Raw genomic sequence first — 18299 nt, forward strand, 5'->3', positions numbered from 1 at the left:
CAAAAGAACACATCATACTGCATTTGTTTTAAAGATAATCTTAGCATCAAAATTATATGTGAAAGAAGGTTAAACAGGGAATAAGAGGCTTATTACATAATAAGCCTCTTAAATTGAAGGTTTTAGAGTACTCAAAGTACCATTGCTGCAATCCAGCCGAATATTAATAGTGGGATATTAAAGTGTATAAAGGTTGGAACTACCGAATCCCAAATATGGTCGTGATGACCATCTGCGTTTAAACCAGATGTTGGCCCAAGTGTTGAGTCTGAAGCAGGGGAGCCCGCATCGCCTAGAGCGCCCGCAGTACCGACTAAAGCAGCAGTTGCCATTACTGAAAAACCAAGCTCTAGGCATAAAGGAACAAATAAGGTCGCAATAATTGGTACCGTTGAAAAAGAGCTTCCAATTCCCATGGTGATAAGTAAACCAACTAATAAAATTACCGCCGCTGCTATAGGCTTATTTCCATCAAACAAACTTGCACCGCTGTTGACCAAGCTTTGTATATCACCCGTCGCTTGCATAACTGATGCAAAACCTTGCGCTGATATCATGATAAAACCAATCATGGCCATCATGGCAACGCCTTTACTAAATACGTCTCCATTTTCTTCCCATTTAACTATACCAAATAGGCTAAAAATCATAACGCCTACTAAGCCGCCAAGTATCATTGAGCCACTTATATTTTGCGCAATTAACGAGGTAATAACTGCAAAAGAGCCAACTAACATGACTTTTTTTGAATTTTTTATAGGTTCATGGTTGCTCTGGTTAGTAACTGTGATCGATTTATAGGTACGTTGTTTTTTATAAGTAAAAAATACAGCAATGAGTAGGCCAATAAACATTCCTAACGCAGGAATAATCATTGCTACGGGTACACTGGTATTTATAATTTGGAGGCCGTTATCTACAAGATTTTTATGTAAAATTGAATATAAGTAAATCCCACCAAACCCATAGGGGAGTACCATGTAGGACGAGGCTAAACCAAATGTTAAAATGCACGCGATGGCACGTCGATCGAGTTTTAATTTATTAAATACAACCAACAAAGGCGGGATCAAAATTGGGATGAACGCTATGTGCACCGGCACCAAGTTTTGTGATGAGATAGCGCACGCTAATATAATCATTAAGATAAAATAACTAAGTAAAGTTTGGCTGCCTTGCCCTCTAGCATCTACTTTAGCTAATAATTTATCTGCTAATATGCGGGTTAAACCAGACTTTGATATTGCAACTGCAAATGCGCCAAGCATTGCATAACTTAAGGCGATTTCAGCGCCCGCTGACAAACCCGAATTAAATGCATCTAAACTTTCTTTTATCCCTAAGCCAGCAGTTAACCCAGCAACTAAAGCAGACAATGTCATAGCTACAATAACATTGACACGAACCAAGGTGAGCGCAAGCATTAAAATCACGCCAACAACAACAGCATTCATAGTTTTCTCTATTTTGAACTTTTAATTAATTTTATCAGATCTTTAGCTTTGGTTTTGCGCTCTTTGGTAAACGGTTTGTTAGCATAACGGCTGTTTTCGAATAATTGTTTAAATTCTATTAGCTCCTTAGACGCGTTAGGCCTTTGCTTTGCCATATGATCAAGTTGTTGTGACGGACTAAGAGAGTCGGCCAATGTAATTTTGTTTTTATTTCCCCAATCAAAAACTTCATTATAGGCTTTAACTATAGGAGGGAGTTTAACTGGTTTTGCTTTTGGCCAGTTTAAATAGACAAAGTAAATTGCAAAACTTAACCCAGCTGTCATTAATACAACTAAAGGCACCAGCCAACTTTTTTTATTACCAAAGATGGATTTTAAAAAATCATTTTGTTTTTCTTGATCAAAGCCAAGCACCCAACTAGACCATTGATAATCTAGTTGCTCGAGTTCAAGCCTTAACCAGTTTATTGCTGCAAAGTTGCTTAAGCTAACTAAGCCGAAATCTAAATTATTTTTAAATTCTTCGTTTAGCTCTTGGTTTTGGGAAAGCGATCCATTTAACCGCTCGGGAGCAACAACAGCAGTGGCATCAAAAATAGTCCAGCCAGTATTTTGTAAATATACTTCAACCCAAGCATGGGCGTCGTATTGGCGAACAGTGAGCGTCGTATTGTCACTATTATATTCACCACCTAAATAACCACTGACTACACGTGCAGGTATGCCCGCAACCCTAAAAATATAAGCAGCGGCACTGGCATAATGTCCGCAAAAGCCACGTTTATTATCAAATAAAAATTGGTCTAGTGTATTATCGCCACTCATTGGGGTCGGCGTTAATGTATAGGTAAAGTTTTGCTCTACAAAGTACGCTAGTAATGCGTTATAAAAAGCCTGCTCATTGGTGACTTGTTCTTTTAACTGTAAAGCAAACTTATTAGTTTCAATATTTTGCTTTAAACTTAAAGATGTATATCTATTTCTTTCAAATTCAGTAAGTGAATCTACTGATAATTGATAACTTGCCACATCATATTGCAGGCTTTTTGCTTGGTAACTGTTTTTCCTTAATAATCCAAGCGCATTAGCGCTTACATTTTTACTATTGCTGGTTGAATAAGTTAAGCCATAAAGCCATTTTTGCGTTGCAGGTTCTGCAATGACTGAATAGTTTGCAATAAGTATGCTTTTTTCGGATATTAAGTTTTGGTTTGTTTGTTGGTTACTGTATTTTAAAAAATCAGACGCAAGCCATGCATTGCCATTAAATTCATCATGAATAATTGCACGCCAATAGTAAGGTGTTGCAGGCGGGGGATTATTAAAAGTAGCTCTAAATACTAGTTCATCTGAGTTAGACAATTTAGCAATATCAAACGGATCTACTTGCTCAGAAAGCCCAGTTTTAGCAAGTTTTGGCCCGGGTAACTGCCAAAACGCAGGCATTTTTGGTAAAAACAACAGTAAAAAAACAGCCAGTGGTAACGCCATTAATAATAACTTTGAACTTTGTTTAGCGCTTATTTTTAAGTTGTGTTTAGATTCTAATAAACCCATTACTGAAAAATTTAATACATATAAAAAGCTAACAACAGCAGTGGTAAATATAGTTTGGCTAAATAAGTAAACCGACGACAATGAAAAAAAAGTAAGCGTTGTAATTACCTGATAATGCTTTTTATTTTTAGCTTGTAAAAGTTTAAATAAGCTTGATAACAACAGCATGGCAACAAACAACATTACAGTATCGGACATTCCTATTGTAAATATCATTAAACCCAAAGCACCAGCGGCAAGTATGTTTGCAAGCCATGCATTAGGCTTTGCGGTATTTTTGGATGTAATAACTGCATTCCATAGGCATAAGCCAGCTAATACACTAATAAATGGGAGTGGCAGGTGTGCTATAAAAAATAGAACTAAACAGGCGTAAATAAAACATAAAGAGAAGTTAATTACTTTTTCATTTTTAAGTTCAATCATTGCTTTTCACCTGCAAATGAACTTAAGCATTCTAAACAGTGTTGCTTATGGGCTTGGCCAGTATTAATACTGATTAAAGTGCTTGGCAGTTTTAACATGAAAGGGGTGTTGTGCTCAGTGGCTTCACACACTAAATAACACAACTGGCTAAGACGTTGCTCTGTAGCACCACTCATTAAATTAAAATCAAACAAAGCATCAGTCGCTTTAAAATCTACAAAGTCTTTAACTAATAATTGCTTTGTTTTAGCGAAGTGTTTCCACGATATTCTGCTTAAGCCCATTTCGGGTTGATGAATTAATAGATTGTCGAATTCTTCAGTTCCCGACTTTTTTGTCATTCCATTTTGTGTATATTCATCTTCTGAGGAAATGTGTGCATCACTTAATACGTATTCGTGCGCAGGGTAAACATAAGTTTTAGTTTGTACTTGTAAATAGCTCCATACAGATACCAAACCAAAAGGATAGTTACTGGCTATTTTTATTCGTTCTAATTTGTAGCAACCTCGTGTTTCATACGGAAGCGGTAAACTGCTACTAATTGATTTATTTGAAATTTCATCATGATGTGTACTTGCTTTAAAATCATTGTTATAGGTAATAGAGAGCGATTGGCAGATTGAATTACTATGTAAGTTCAATTTTAAAATGGGTTGTTGTGGAGAAAAACTAGGTAATACTTTATCAAAAGTTACTGTTAAGCCTTTCGCATTGCTGTAGCCCATAAAAACTGCTAATACAATGACCACGAACATCAGATACGACATGATCAAAATTAAATTATTTTGATAATTTATACCCATTACAAAGTTTAAAATAGCCACAATAATAAAATACCACCCAAGGGATGATGGCAAAACATAGATTGTGTTGTGCTCTAACGTAATTGAATTTTTTTGGTGTTTATGTTTTAAAAATTTATCAAAAACAGTACGTTTTAAAGATGCAAATATGTTGGGGCGTTTTGATTTTTTAGATGGCATAAAAGCTACACCGGAACCGGCACAGCATTTAAAATGTCATTCACTTGAGCTTCACCCGATTCATTATGCAAACCTAAGCGGTGCTGGCACACACTTGTAAAAACTGCTTGTATATCTTCAGGAATTACATAATCGCGTCCATCAATATAAGCCCATGATTTAGCAGCCTTAGCTAACGCAATACTTGCTCGAGGTGATAATGAAGACGCAAACGCATTGCTGCTTCTTGTATAATTAACAAGCTCTATAATGTAATCAACAACGGGAGTGCTAAGTGTAACTTCACTAATTTGTGCCTGAATTTGTTTTAATTGCTGCTTATCTATCCGTTTAGGAAGTTGGCTGTAGTCGCGTTTTTGCATATTTAAAATTAAACGTTTTTCAGCTTCTTTTTGAGGAAAACCAAGGCTTATACGCATTAAAAATCGATCTAACTGAGATTCCGGTAGCGGATAAGTACCCGATTGGTATAAAGGATTTTGCGTAGCAATAACAAAAAATGGATCTGGAAGGCTATACTTTTTGCCATCAACAGTGATTTGTTGTTCTTCCATCGCTTCAAGTAATGCACTTTGAGTTTTTGGCCCTGTACGGTTTATTTCGTCAGCTAATACAACTTGACTAAAAATAGGGCCTTTATGAAACGTAAAGCTGTGATCGTTACTATTAAATACATTTGTACCGAGTATATCGGCAGGCAGTAAGTCACTTGTAAATTGAATTCGTTGGTAAGATAAGCCAAGTACTGCCGCTAAACCATGAGAAAGAGTGGTTTTTCCCATGCCAGGCAAGTCTTCAATTAGTAAGTGTCCTTCGCTAAACAAGCAGGTTAGTGCTAATTTTATCTGTTTTTGTTTTCCAAAAATAACATCTGATAAGTCTTCAATAATCGCTTTAACGGAGCTTTGCATGCTAACCTTTTATTATTCTATGTGTTCGAGACGTTTCATTACGGTATCAACTTTTTTTGCATTAAAAGGTTTTGCTATAAACCCTTTAGCTCCAAGCTCCCAAGTATTCTGAACATTTTCTAAGCTGTTATGACCTGAGCACATAACTACATGTGCGTTTGGGTAGGTTATATTAATAAATTCTAAAATATCAGTCCCATCAGAGTCGGGTAAGTCTACATCTAAAAAAATCACACTAGGGCATTTTTTATCAATAACTGGCTTGGCAGAGCTAAAATCCGTGCTTTCTAAAATATCTTCATAACCCAATTCGGTTAATATTTGGTTTAGGTAATCACGGATTTCTTTAACATCGTCAATGATGAGGATAGGCTCTAAAGGGCGAACAAATTCCATATGTAAGTTACTTCTTTTAATACTTCTTAAGTACATTAATATTAAGCTATGACCTTAATAACCTCAAGAACGTTGCTTAAAAAATCGCAATACAACCATACTTTTGTTGATTTTGCATTCTGCTTAAAAAATATCAAAACAACACTCAATTCTACTTCTTTTTAATTAATTTAAAAGTTATCAATTTTATATACACCCGCACACTGGTTTTTTCAACCACATCTAATAAATTTACAAGTCATTGATATTATGACTTTTAAATTAACAATTCTAATTTTGTAAATGTTTTGTAATAAAAAATCGTTGACCTATTAAAATCATTCTGTGATTATGCTCAGCAGTTGAGCTTATGCTCATTGGTGGATTTTAATATAAAGACACATCCAATGCTCATAATGCTTTTCTACACACTCACACTAAACACTACACAACACGAAGAGCTTATTATGTTAAAAAATAAAAATACAAAATTCGCAATCTCACTATTAACCGTAGCAATGGCTACCTCTATGTCAGCTCAAGCTGATGTTTCTGACTACTTAGACCGCGTTGATGTCGACTTTTTATTAATGCAAAATTTCCAGTCTATTCAAGCAAAAGAGGGGGCGTTTCGTCCTGAAGATGAAGTACAAGAATCTGGATTTGGCCGTGTAAGAGCAAATTTACAGCTTAAATTTCATATTAACGAATTTATTACAGCTGATATTGATATAGCTGAAGAACCAAATGATTTTGGTGGCGGCGACCGAGATTTTTCATTTCATAATGACTTTGCCGGTGTTGAGTTTGATTTATTTGGCCTTTATGGAACACCAAAAGAAGATGAGAATCTGACCCTTAGGCTTGGTAACATTGGTGCATCACCGTTTCAATTCAAAGGATTCCAAGATGGAGCTGATAACCAAGGTAATGCATTAATCGGTAACGGAATAACTGATTACGCTACAGCTGAAAACGGCGCGCAACTTAGTTACACAAAAACTTACGACAGCGGTTTTCTTCGCTCATACAATGTGGCTGGCCATATAACAACCTCAAGCTTTGGCGAAGCATTCCAAGAAGACCGTGGTTACAATTACCGTTTACAAGGCACATTAGAATTTGAAGGTGGTTTCAAAGCGGGTTTAAATCTTTTCAAGGCCAATCAAGGCGACCAGTTAAACTTTGAAAATGGTGTAGCTAGTTTAGACGGAGTAACTACAACAAACTATCGTTTCGGCGATGGTGAAAACTATAACTTTTCTGCCTCACCATCAAATGAACGTGACACGCACGTAGGTGCAATGCCCGGACTAGAGCAGTCAATCATACAACTAAATCTAGCATACCAACCATCTAACGAAACAAGTTTAGTGTTCATGGTTGGTAAATCATCAGATGATTACACATTTGCAGATGCTGCGGGCAATGCAGTTGCAGGAATTACATACTTTGGTACCGATGGAGTAGCCGATGCTAATGGCACAACGTACGATTCAAACAGTGTGATCAAAGGTGATACATCAGTAGAATATTTTGTTTTTGAAGCACAACAATACCTTATCCCTAAACAGTTATATGTAGCAGCTCGTTATTCAGAAGCAGAAAATACATCTGATTTAATTGAGCAAACAGACAATACAGTAGAGCGTATTCAAGTTGCTGCGGGCTACTGGTTTAACGATAAAACGTTATTAAAAGTGGAATATGTAAATCAAGAAGAAGGCGTTAACTCTGCAGGCCAAATAGGCGCTGGTTTTGACGGTTTCACATCTGAGATTTCAGTTAAATTTTAACTTATATTCAGCAACTTAGTACTTAATATTCACGTAATTAAAGCTATTTTAATTCACTTTTATTAAGTACAAGTGCACCTTTTATTGTTTGAGATAAGGTATTTAAAATGAAAAATAAATTATTAATGCTTGCCTGTGGCATCATGGCAATGAGCAACGCTTACGCAAAAGAAACAATTACAATTGCTACTGTTAATAATGGTGACATGATCACCATGAAAGAACTAAGCAATGAATTCACCAGCCAAAACCCAGATATAGATTTGAAGTGGGTAACACTTGAAGAAAATATTTTACGCCAACGTGTAACAACAGACGTGGCCACAAAAGGTGGTCAGTATGATGTTATGACCATCGGTACTTATGAAGTACCAATTTGGGGCAAACAGAACTGGTTAACAGAGTTAGATAACCTTGGCAAAAATTACGATTTAGATGATTTACTACCCGCTATTCGAAGCGGCCTTACCGTTAACGATAAGCTATACGCCGCGCCTTTTTATGGCGAAAGCTCAATGGTTATGTACCGTACTGATTTAATGGCAAAAGCTGGGTTAACCATGCCGAAAGCACCGTCTTGGGACTTTATTAGAAAAGCAGCAAAAGCAATGACCAGTAAAGAGGATGGCGTTTATGGTATGTGTTTGCGTGGTAAAGCCGGTTGGGGAGAAAATATTGCACTTATTACATCAATGGCTAACTCATTCGGTGCACGTTGGTTTGACGAAAACTGGAAGCCTCAGTTTAATACACCTGAATGGGAAAAAACTCTTCAGTACTATGTTGATGTTATGAATGAATCAGGTCCTGCGGGTTCGTCAGCTAATGGCTTTAACGAAAATCTAGCATTATTTCAAACCGGTAAGTGTGGTATATGGATTGATGCAACAGTAGCTGGCGCATTTGTTACAAACAAAACAGATTCTGAAGTAGCCGATCAAGTTGGTTTTGCACTCGCACCTGACAACGGACTAGGTAAACGTGGTAATTGGTTATGGTCGTGGACACTAGCCATTCCTTCAAGCAGTAAAAAACAAGATGCTGCAATGAAATTTATCAGCTGGGCAACATCTAAAGAATACACTCAACTTGTAGCCGATAAAAAAGGCTGGGCAAAAGTGCCACCGGGTACTCGTAAATCTTTATACAGTAACTCTCAGTATATGGAAGCAGCGCCTTTTGCTCAAATAACGTTAGATTCAATCGAAACCGCAGATCCTAAAAACCCAACCGTAAAACCTGTTCCTTATGTTGGTATTCAGTTTGTTGCTATTCCGGAGTTTCAAGGGATAGGAACAGCAGTAGGGCAACAATTTTCAGCCGCTTTAACTGGGCAAATGACCGTTAAACAAGCGTTAAGTTCATCTCAACGTTTAGTTGAAAGAGCCATGCGCAAAGCGCGTTACCCTAAGTAGTATCAATTATAGGTGGGCAAGCTCTCAACTTGCCCTGTATTTTATGTCAGTTCTATTTATGATTTTACATATTATTAAGGGTTTCTGATTTTCACTTAATAGTGAGTAAATAGAATTGGCTTTTTTAAGGTCACCGTTATGGCAACAACTAACTCGCGTACGCTTGCTCGGTTCATGCTTCTTCCTAGCGTAACATTGTTACTCGCTTGGATGATTGTTCCGCTGTGTATGACATTGTATTTTTCATTCATTGATTACAATTTATTGGTTCCTGGAGATAAAGAATTTGTAGGTTTTTTAAACTATGAGTTTTTTCTAACTGATCCGGCGTTTTTTGAATCTTTTTTTAACACGCTTTATTTAGTTACTGGCGTGTTACTCATTACCATTTGTGGTGGTATAGGTTTGGCTATTTTATTAGACCAAGCAATATGGGGACGTAATTACGTTCGTATAATGGTACTTGCGCCATTTTTTGTTATGCCAACGGTTTCAGCCTTAGTGTGGAAAAACATGCTTATGAACCCTGTAAATGGTTTGTTTGCTCACCTTGCAATTTGGTTAGGTTTTGAGCCAATAGACTTTTTTGCTCAAATGCCGTTATTTTCAATCATTATAATTGTGTCTTGGCAGTGGTTACCATTTGCAGCACTGATTTTGCTTACAGCTATTCAATCACTAGACCGCGAACAATTAGAAGCCGCTGATTTAGATGGCGCAGGCCCATTTAGTAAGTTTTTCTATATTGTTTTACCTCATTTATCTCGCGCTGTGACTGCGGTGATATTAATTGAAACTATCTTTTTACTCTCTATATTTGCTGAAATATTGGTTACAACAAGCGGTGGGCCAGGTTATTCATCAACAAATATTACTTATTTAATTTATACCCAATCATTACTGCAATTTGATGTAGGTGGTGGTTCGGCAGGTGGCATAGTTGCCGTGATCATTGCAAATATAGTAGCAATATTTTTAATGCGCTTAATTGGCAAAAACTTGGAGGGGTAAAATGAGTTTTAAAAATAACACACGTTCAACACTTATTTATACCATAGCGGCATGGACAGTCAGTTCAATGATTTTCTTCCCTATTTTATGGACGTTGATCACAAGCTTTAAAACAGAATCTGAGGCTATATCAGCTACACCCACTTTGTTTGCATTCGAGTGGACGCTAATAAATTACTCAGATGTATTATCACGCTCACCATACTTTACGCATTTTTGGAATTCGGTTGTTATTTCATTAGGGTCAAGTTTATTAGGTTTATTAATCGCTGTTCCGGCTGCATGGTCAATGGCTTTTGTTCAAAGTAAAAAAACAAAAAATTTACTAATGTGGATGCTTTCTACCAAAATGCTACCGCCGGTAGGGGTGCTAATACCTATTTACTTATTATTTCGCGACTTCGGTTTACTAGATACAAAACTAGGTTTAGTTATCGTGATGACCCTTATAAATTTACCAATTATGATCTGGATGCTTTATACCTACTTCAGAGAAATACCGGGTGAAATATTAGAAGCTTCACGCATGGATGGTGCAACGATTGGCGAAGAAATATTTCATGTATTACTGCCTATAGCCTTACCTGGCATTGCTTCAACATTATTGTTAAATGTAATTTTAGCCTGGAACGAAGCATTTTGGACTCTAATATTAACCGCAGCAAATGCTGCACCGTTAACTGCATTTATAGCCAGTTATTCAAGCCCTGAAGGGTTATTTTACGCCAAATTATCGGCAGCATCTGCCATGGCCATTGTGCCAATTTTAATTCTTGGTTGGTTTAGTCAAAAACAATTAGTGCGCGGCTTAAGCTTTGGCGCAGTAAAGTAGGAGAACACACATGGGCAGCATCACACTAAAACAAGTCACTAAAAACTTTGACGACGTAAACGTTATTAAACCGTTAGATTTAGAAATTAAAGACGGTGAATTTATTGTTTTCGTTGGGCCATCTGGCTGTGGTAAATCAACATTACTACGCATGATTGCAGGGCTTGAAGACACAACAAGCGGAAATATTGAAATAGACGGGCAAGATGCAACACATACACCACCTGCTAAAAGAGGTTTGGCAATGGTGTTCCAATCTTATGCGTTGTACCCACATATGAGCGTTCGCAATAACATTGCTTTTCCACTTAAGCGCGCTAAAGTAAGCGCTGCAGAAATAGAAACTAAAATCGCTAACGCCGCTAAAATTCTTAATTTAACTGATTATCTAGATCGAAAACCAGGACAGCTATCAGGTGGTCAACGTCAACGAGTAGCAATAGGGCGCGCAATTGTTAGACAACCCTCTGCATTTTTATTCGATGAGCCACTATCAAATTTAGATGCTTCATTGCGTGTAAATATGCGTCTTGAAATTTCAGAGCTGCATAAAAGTTTAGCCACTACAATGATCTATGTAACTCACGACCAAGTTGAAGCAATGACAATGGCCGACAGAATTGCTGTATTTAATGGCGGTATTATCGAGCAAGTAGGTACTCCATTGGAACTTTATCAACACCCAGTAAATAAATTTGTGGCAGGTTTTATTGGTTCACCAAAAATGAACTTTATTGATATTCCAAATGGTGACACTAATGGAGCGTCAAGCTTAGGTGTTCGTCCAGAGCACTTTATAATATCGCAAGATACAGGCACGTGGTCAGGTAAAGTAGGGGTAATTGAGCACTTAGGGTCTGAGAGTTTTTTACATGTAACACTTACAAATGGCAGCACAGTGACAGTAAAAGCTGATGGTGATTGCTCGCTCCAATACGGTGACTCTGTATTTTTAACTGCGCAAGAAAATAAGGTACACAGGTTTGATAAAAACGGGGTAACGATTAAAGCTAGCAACTAAGTTTGAAAGCAAAAGAGCCAATACCTTATTTAGTCATAATTAATTTTAAGGTATTGGTTATTAGCTCATTATTGGCTTCGGCATTATATAAATAAATGATATATTTGCCTTAAAGCATAAGTTTGAAGCCATTAATAATATCAAACACAAGTTACTCCTTAATTACAGAGGTTTAAGTGGCAAAATTATCGAACACAGAAATAAGAAAACTTGATGATGCAGCAAGAGCGGGGTGGTTATATTATGTCGCCGGCCAAACTCAAGACGAAATAGCGAAAAAGCTTAATGTATCTCGTCAGTCAGCGCAGCGAATGGTTGCTTTATCAGTTAGCCAAGGCCTAATAAAAGTAAGACTCGATCACCCCATTGCCAAATGTATGGATTTAGCAGAAAAATTAAAAAGCCGATTTGGTTTAGCATCATGTGAAGTGGTGCCAAGCGATCCATCTGAACCATCATCTACAGTTGGACTTGCACAAGCTGGTGCCGCTGAGATACAGCGCCATTTAAAATCAGAGACGCCAAAAATATTAGCAATGGGAACAGGGAGAGTTTTGCGTGCTATTGTTGATGAACTACCAATACTTGATTGCCCACAACATAAAATAGTGGCTATGTTAGGTAACATGGCGTTAGATGGTTCGGCTTCGCCTTACGATGTTGTAGTTAGAATGGCTGAACACACTAATGCAAAACATTATCCGATGCCATTGCCAGTTTTACCTCGCAGTATTGAAGAAAAAAACCAACTACATGCACAACATAATATAACTGCTAACCTGAAGCTTGCTAAAAATGCAGACGTAACTTTTGTTGGCATTGGTAGTTTAGGTGAAAAGTCACCATTACACATAGATGGTTTTGTTGACGCTGATGAATTAAAAGAGCTTCAAAACTTAGGCGCCGTTGGCGAAATGATCAGCTGGGTTTACGATAAAAATGGTAAATTGCTAGATTGCACTGTAAACCAACGCGTTGCGAGTACGCCATTAGTAACAAATGAAAACAAACAAATTTATGCAATAGCTGCAGGTGAAGAAAAAGTGTTGGCTATACTAGGCGCTGTAAGATCAAATATGATTAGTGGTTTAATCACTAACGAATATACTGCAGAACGTTTACTCAGCATTGATTGAGTTATTTGAAAATTGCATTGTGTATTACAAAATTTTTATAGCGAACAAAACGACCTAATGTCCGATACCGTCTAGTATTGGACATTATAAGAGTGCATTCATGCGCTCTTATTAAATAACATACAACTACCTATAATTTATATTATGTTAAATACAGAATTTTAATTACTTAGTAAGGCAAAGTGCTTATCTATTTAACGTATAAAACGCTCTATTTCACTATTATTTATTTTAATTCATGATTAACGGCATAAACTTATACCGCTAATCATGTAGATATTTTAATTACAGCCTAACTCACTTGCTAAACCAAATACGGATGATTCTATTGTTTGTGCCTGATTACTCGTTAAATTAGGTAAAACATTAATGCCAGTTCTACTTTCAACTTCATCAATACTTACTTGGGTATTACAAAAATTATCTCTGCGGCCAGCACTTTGCTGCATAATAAATGCTGATGCTTTAATGGTGTTACCAGATTGCTTCATTACAATTTTAAAATAACCACTTGGTATAGTATGGTTTTCATTTGCTCGTGGTAAATCTGCAAAGTAATATTCGTACATTGGACCAGTAACTACGTATAAGTTATTTCCATCATCAACATGATTTCTTACCGCTGTTTCAAGCCTAACCCATGGCCCTTGGTTTAATGCTGAAGATTGTGGTGTAATATTAGAAAGCAAATTTGTTAAACGCCAATCAGCTGTATTACTAAAAGATGCCAATGGAACCTGATGCCCCCGGTCAGTATTAATTGTTGCATATGCATCGGTATAATCACTCGGCTCAAGCGTATAATGGGAATATAAATCAGGGTCTGATTTCCAACTCCTTGATCTTGATGGTCCGCTCATTGTATTGGGCGTTACTTGGTATGCTACCCAGTCTGCAAATTTTGTGTAACGGTTATTTTTTAAAGTATAAATACTACGTTCAATTGTTTTACCGTTGTTTAATCCTGTTGGACAACCTTCTAAGCAATTGGCAGCATTGGCAGTTGAAGCTAGTAATAAGCTTGTTAAGGTTAGTGATATATTTATAAATGATTTCATTGTTGTTTTATCCTGTATAAATGAGGATAAAAACCTAACAAGTTTATGTTACAGATATATTTAATTTTATAAATATATTCAATAAGTTAATTGCATATATGTATATTTAGCACTTAAGTATTGTGTTTAATTGTTAATTTATTCGTTCTAGTTAATCGCTTAATAAAAAGGTAATAAACACCCTACCAATAGTTATTTATGCATTTTAAATAAATCCTAGGCATAAAAAACGCAGGCAAATGCCTGCGTTTTATAATTTAATAAAATAAGATTAATGAAGTGCCGCTGTAAATGGAATACTTTTACAAATTTCAGCTTCAGCAACTAATAACTCTTCTAAACGCACGTCTACTTCTTCTTTGTCAAAGTATTCGTAGGCTAGCTCTACAAATAAGTTTTTGTGCTTTTCTTCTGATTTAGCAATGGCTACATAAAACTCTTTTTCTTTCCCTTCAGGTAATGCTTGCGCAACTAATGAAAAACGTTCGTGTCCACGAGCTTCAATTACACCACCAACTAATAACCTATCCATTAAAAAGCCATCACGTCCGTGCCTAAATAAAGCACGAATTTGCTTTATGTACGGATCTTTTTGGTCATCACCCAATGTTGTGTCGCGTTCAGTTAATAGCTTGAGTACTTGTTTAAAATGAATAAGCTCTTCAAGTGCTAAATCGGTCATTGCTTTTACAAGTTTACGCTTGTCTGGGTAATGCGAAAGCATTGAAATAGCCATGCCTGATGCTTTTTTTTCAGCAGCCGCATGATCTTGCAAAAAGGTATTAAAGTCGGCAAGTACAGCCTCGGTCCATTCAAATGGCGTTTGGTATTTTAATTCAAACATAATAAATACTACTTAAAAAATAATGCGGGAATTTTAACGTATTTGAAAATAAAAATCTCGCAATAGGTTTTAGTAAAGCAATGCTCTTAAGGATTAATTTAGATAATTACAGTTGGGAGGTGTAAGGTAAATGTTTATCTATGCGCCCTTTTGCTGTCGACTCTATTTTTAATGGGTGTTTAATATCGTTCCATGCGGTGACTTTTCCGCCCATATTCATTTTATCAAAATCAGTTTTATCACTTTGTATGTTCAAAAAATCACATACTTTTTGATAACTCCCCGCCTTTGCAATATCAATCGATAAAAAGTCAGCTTTTCTTTTTTCAAAATAATACTGTACAGCATTTAGGTGGCGCTTGTAACAGTCTGCTAAGTAACTATCATCACTAATGTTTTCGAGAGATAAATTAGAAAAAACATCAAAGTAACAACGTTTTATATGAATATTAAAACCGCCATCTGTACGTGTTAAATTAGTATGCATACGTGTGAGTAATTGCCTAATAGATGGCAACCAAACATCAATTTCTCTTTCCAAATATACAAACTTAGATCCTGGGTAATGCTTATCAAGCATTTTATAATCAGTAAATATAGGGGTGTCGGCAATAGCTTGTGCATTGTCAAAACTAGCTTTTGTGTATGCTGTGTGTGCGGTGGATAATCCTAATTCTAGTAGTGCGTGGCACACACTAGTTGTGCCAGTTCTCGGTAAGCCTATTACAAATATTTTAGTCATGTACTGTACTTAAATTAGCTGTTACGAGTGAGTAATAAAACAAACGCGCTTATTATCATAACCAAAAAAGTAGCTACAGTCCCTATTTGGCGGTACTTTAAGTTTTTTTCTACTATACCTAGGTTATGAAAAAATCGACAAATTAACAAAGATGAACCTAAAAGGTGACAATAATGACTGGCTAGACCTTGGTATTCAGCTAAAAATAATAAAATAACGGCAAAAGGTACATATTCCATAAAGTTTGCATGTGCTCTAATTGCACGTTGTAAAACTGAATTACCGTTATCACCTAAAGATATTTGCTCTGCTCTGCGAACTTTTATGACATTAAAGCTTAAATAAATATAAAAAAAAGCGAGCAATGCAGCGTATGTTGAAATAATCACAGTGTGTTCCTATTGGTTTTTGTTTTAAACGCATTAAGTATGCGCAGCGTTTAGCTGTGCAGATAATAACATATAAATTAACGGCTTTATCACAAGTTTAAAGTTCAACTATGATAAGGTGATATCCATATTTTATACGCAATAATAGGGATTATATGTTTGTTCCTCGCAAAGTGGCCGATAGTTATCGTGAAATGATAAACAGCATTGGCTTTTACCCTTCTGTGCTTTCTATTGGTTTTTTGTTTTTTGCCATCATTACAATGTCGGTTGAATATTTAGCCCCTGTTGAGCAGTTGAAGTCTTTTATCTCAGTGGTTTTGGTTGATAGCGCAGAAAATGCGCGAACAATTTTAAGTACGCTTGCAGGTAGTATTATCTCATTGACTGTATTTAGTTTTTCTATGGTTATGGTGGTTTTAAACTCTGCTAGTGCGAGTCTATCGCCTCGCGTTGTGCCCGGTTTAATTACTAGAAAGTCTCATCAAATGGTGCTCGGCTTTTACTTAGGCAGTATCATTTACTCTATTATCATGCTTATAAATATTAATAAGTTAGAAGGCGGCAGTACTGCAATTCCGTCTATAGGTGTTTTATTTTCTTTAATTTTTGGTTTGATTTCATTAGGGTTATTTGTATTTTTTATTCATTCTATTTCACGCGCTATCCAAGTTGATAATGTCCTCAATGGTTTGTTTAGCCAGACTAAAAAAGAAATTAAGGCGATCATCAAAAGACAAAAAGAGGCCCCTGTTAGTGAATTTCCAGATTTTTCAACATGGCACTCCATAAGCAGTAAAACAGAGGGTTATTATAAGGGTGTGCAAACAGATAAACTGTGTGCAATTTTAAAAGAGCACGATATAAACTTATATATTTCTGTTAACCAAGGATATTTTACAGTAAAAGGTTATCCATTTTTAAAATGTAATGTCGATATAACCCACGATGAAGAGCTCTTAGAAAAAATATTAGATTGCTTTATTTTTTATATAGAAGAGTACATTAGCGACCACTACCGCTATGGTTTAACACAAATATCTGAAATAGCAGTAAAAGCAATGAGCCCTGGCATTAACGATCCAGGTACCGCTGTTAAATCAATTGATATGCTGAGTATTTTACTGATTGAGCGCCTATCTCTTAACGATATAAATTATTCGTTTAAGCACAGTGAAAAAAAACCGCTTTTATATTTACATGAAACCAGTTTTGATGAGTTACTGCATGATAACTTTTCGCCGCTTCGTCATTATGCAAAAGGTGACGCCTACGTAATGACAAATGTATTAGAAGCATTTAAAAATATTTTATTTGTGGCGCACGATAATGAAAAAGCACGCGAAAGCTTATTTAATTATTTATTCGCTATTGTTGATGACATAAACATGAATGTAACTAATGAATACGACAGGCGCGAAATTTGTAATATGCTAAATTCTATAACACGCATCAATGAGCAACAAGGTAGTCAATTGGTGGCACGTTTTGAGCACCACCAAAATAATTCCTACTCAATATAATATATAGCGTAACTAGATGCTGTTACCTTAATTTCTCCACTGTGATACGCATCCGGGACATAATTACCGGGTGCACTATCCGCCATTACCATTTCTTTTGCACGCATATAGGGCTGAGTTTGAACATTAAGTGGGCTCAACGATGCGTTATATAGTCCTTTTAACGACACATCAAAGTCATCGCTTAATTCTTTAGCCGCTTTTTTAGCATCTTGTATTGCCATTTTTTGAGCTTTTTTATGAAGCTCGTTATAGTTGCTAGCTAAAAATTGGGTATTGTTAATTTGGTTTATGCCGTTATTAACCAAACTTTGTAATAACGTAGGGTATTTACTTATATCAGTAAGTTTGACCGTTAGTGTTCGGGTAATTTTGAAACCGATAAATTCTTGATGTCCAGTTTGGCGATTGTATTGGGTATTACGGTGTATATTAATTTGCCCTGCGTTAATGTCAGTGTCTTTAACGCCTAACGTTTTTACTAATTTGATGGCTTTTGCCATAGTGATATCGGCTTTGTTTTTTGCAGCTATTAGGTCTTTATTTACTTCACTGATACCCACACTCATTTGTACATAATCAGGCATGGTGGTAAGTGTCGCTTGCCCTTTCACATAAATGTGTGGCGCATCGGGTGTTGGGCTGGCAACGGCATTCAAACTAAGTGTGCTTAATGCTATTGCACTTCCAAGAAAAAGTTTTAGTGTGTTCATCATAGAATCCTTTTTGTTTTATACTAATTTGCTTAATTAAGTATGATCGCGGATTTGCATTAGCTCTATTAAAGAGCCTAATGGGTTAACAATAAATGAACAAGCATA

General features: G+C 36.3%; 17 protein-coding genes. 7 read left to right on the forward strand and 10 right to left on the reverse strand.

The window, feature by feature from the left end; translation table 11 throughout:
• Window positions 1-131 precede the first annotated feature (131 nt).
• The 5 genes from MTF67_RS13570 to MTF67_RS13590 are packed head-to-tail and all read right to left on the reverse strand — an operon-like array spanning window position 132 to window position 5732.
• Window positions 132-1454, reverse strand: coding sequence for a Na+/H+ antiporter family protein (locus tag MTF67_RS13570; RefSeq protein WP_248519812.1), 1323 nt, complete (start codon window positions 1452-1454; stop codon window positions 132-134).
• An 8-nt stretch (window positions 1455-1462) separates the two neighbouring features.
• The gene (locus tag MTF67_RS13575; RefSeq protein ID WP_248519813.1) at window positions 1463-3439 is read right to left on the reverse strand and encodes a DUF3488 and transglutaminase-like domain-containing protein; all 1977 of its coding nucleotides are present in this window, start codon (window positions 3437-3439) and stop codon (window positions 1463-1465) included.
• Window positions 3436-4425 (reverse strand): DUF58 domain-containing protein, encoded by a 990-nt coding sequence (locus MTF67_RS13580; protein ID WP_058428904.1) that lies wholly within the window; start codon window positions 4423-4425, stop codon window positions 3436-3438. The genes MTF67_RS13575 and MTF67_RS13580 overlap by 4 nt, the downstream gene beginning before the upstream one ends.
• A 5-nt stretch (window positions 4426-4430) precedes the next feature.
• Entirely contained in the window at window positions 4431-5336 is a 906-nt protein-coding gene (locus MTF67_RS13585; protein WP_203987160.1) for a MoxR family ATPase, read from the reverse strand.
• 12 nt (window positions 5337-5348) lie between these two features.
• Window positions 5349-5732 carry a response regulator gene (locus tag MTF67_RS13590; protein ID WP_006792946.1) on the reverse strand — a complete coding sequence of 128 codons (384 nt, stop codon included), beginning with the start codon at window positions 5730-5732 and terminating at the stop codon, window positions 5349-5351.
• Between the two features lie 446 nt (window positions 5733-6178).
• Between MTF67_RS13590 and MTF67_RS13595 the strand changes: the two genes are divergently transcribed.
• The 6 genes from MTF67_RS13595 to MTF67_RS13620 all read left to right on the forward strand — a co-directional run bounded on the left by MTF67_RS13595 (window position 6179) and on the right by MTF67_RS13620 (window position 12922).
• Entirely contained in the window at window positions 6179-7507 is a 1329-nt protein-coding gene (locus MTF67_RS13595) for a hypothetical protein (RefSeq protein WP_248519814.1), read from the forward strand.
• A 107-nt stretch (window positions 7508-7614) separates the two neighbouring features.
• Entirely contained in the window at window positions 7615-8922 is a 1308-nt protein-coding gene (locus tag MTF67_RS13600; protein ID WP_248519815.1) for a sugar ABC transporter substrate-binding protein, read from the forward strand.
• Between the two features lie 138 nt (window positions 8923-9060).
• On the forward strand, window positions 9061-9933 hold the full coding sequence (locus tag MTF67_RS13605) for a sugar ABC transporter permease (protein ID WP_006792949.1): 873 nt from the start codon (window positions 9061-9063) through the stop codon (window positions 9931-9933).
• A gap of 1 nt (window position 9934) precedes the next feature.
• Window positions 9935-10765 carry a carbohydrate ABC transporter permease gene (locus MTF67_RS13610; RefSeq protein WP_039036971.1) on the forward strand — a complete coding sequence of 277 codons (831 nt, stop codon included), beginning with the start codon at window positions 9935-9937 and terminating at the stop codon, window positions 10763-10765.
• A 10-nt stretch (window positions 10766-10775) separates the two neighbouring features.
• Complete coding sequence (gene ugpC / locus MTF67_RS13615; protein WP_243530476.1) at window positions 10776-11786, forward strand: sn-glycerol-3-phosphate ABC transporter ATP-binding protein UgpC; 1011 nt, start codon at window positions 10776-10778, stop codon at window positions 11784-11786.
• A 176-nt stretch (window positions 11787-11962) separates the two neighbouring features.
• Entirely contained in the window at window positions 11963-12922 is a 960-nt protein-coding gene (locus MTF67_RS13620; protein ID WP_248519816.1) for a sugar-binding transcriptional regulator, read from the forward strand.
• A 281-nt stretch (window positions 12923-13203) separates the two neighbouring features.
• On the opposite strand, the gene MTF67_RS13625 is transcribed toward MTF67_RS13620, so the two are convergent.
• The 4 genes from MTF67_RS13625 to MTF67_RS13640 form a co-directional block, all read right to left on the reverse strand.
• A complete protein-coding gene (locus tag MTF67_RS13625) occupies window positions 13204-13980 on the reverse strand; it encodes a DNA/RNA non-specific endonuclease (protein WP_010556505.1) in 777 nt (258 codons plus the stop codon).
• A 271-nt stretch (window positions 13981-14251) separates the two neighbouring features.
• The gene (locus tag MTF67_RS13630) at window positions 14252-14824 is read right to left on the reverse strand and encodes a tRNA-(ms[2]io[6]A)-hydroxylase (RefSeq protein WP_008133023.1); all 573 of its coding nucleotides are present in this window, start codon (window positions 14822-14824) and stop codon (window positions 14252-14254) included.
• 106 nt (window positions 14825-14930) lie between these two features.
• The gene (locus tag MTF67_RS13635; protein ID WP_248519817.1) at window positions 14931-15566 is read right to left on the reverse strand and encodes a sulfotransferase; all 636 of its coding nucleotides are present in this window, start codon (window positions 15564-15566) and stop codon (window positions 14931-14933) included.
• Between the two features lie 14 nt (window positions 15567-15580).
• Window positions 15581-15955, reverse strand: coding sequence for an MAPEG family protein (locus MTF67_RS13640; RefSeq protein ID WP_248519818.1), 375 nt, complete (start codon window positions 15953-15955; stop codon window positions 15581-15583).
• A 155-nt stretch (window positions 15956-16110) separates the two neighbouring features.
• Here MTF67_RS13640 and MTF67_RS13645 point away from each other — a divergent pair, with 155 nt between their 5' ends.
• Entirely contained in the window at window positions 16111-17478 is a 1368-nt protein-coding gene (locus MTF67_RS13645) for a DUF2254 domain-containing protein (RefSeq protein ID WP_248519819.1), read from the forward strand.
• Here the strand turns inward: MTF67_RS13645 and MTF67_RS13650 are convergent.
• The gene (locus tag MTF67_RS13650) at window positions 17466-18191 is read right to left on the reverse strand and encodes an SIMPL domain-containing protein (RefSeq protein ID WP_248519897.1); all 726 of its coding nucleotides are present in this window, start codon (window positions 18189-18191) and stop codon (window positions 17466-17468) included. The genes MTF67_RS13645 and MTF67_RS13650 overlap by 13 nt on opposite strands.
• Window positions 18192-18299: the final 108 nt, after the last annotated feature.

Source organism: Pseudoalteromonas sp. 2CM32C (assembly GCF_023161925.1).
GTDB classification, from domain to species: domain Bacteria; phylum Pseudomonadota; class Gammaproteobacteria; order Enterobacterales; family Alteromonadaceae; genus Pseudoalteromonas; species Pseudoalteromonas marina.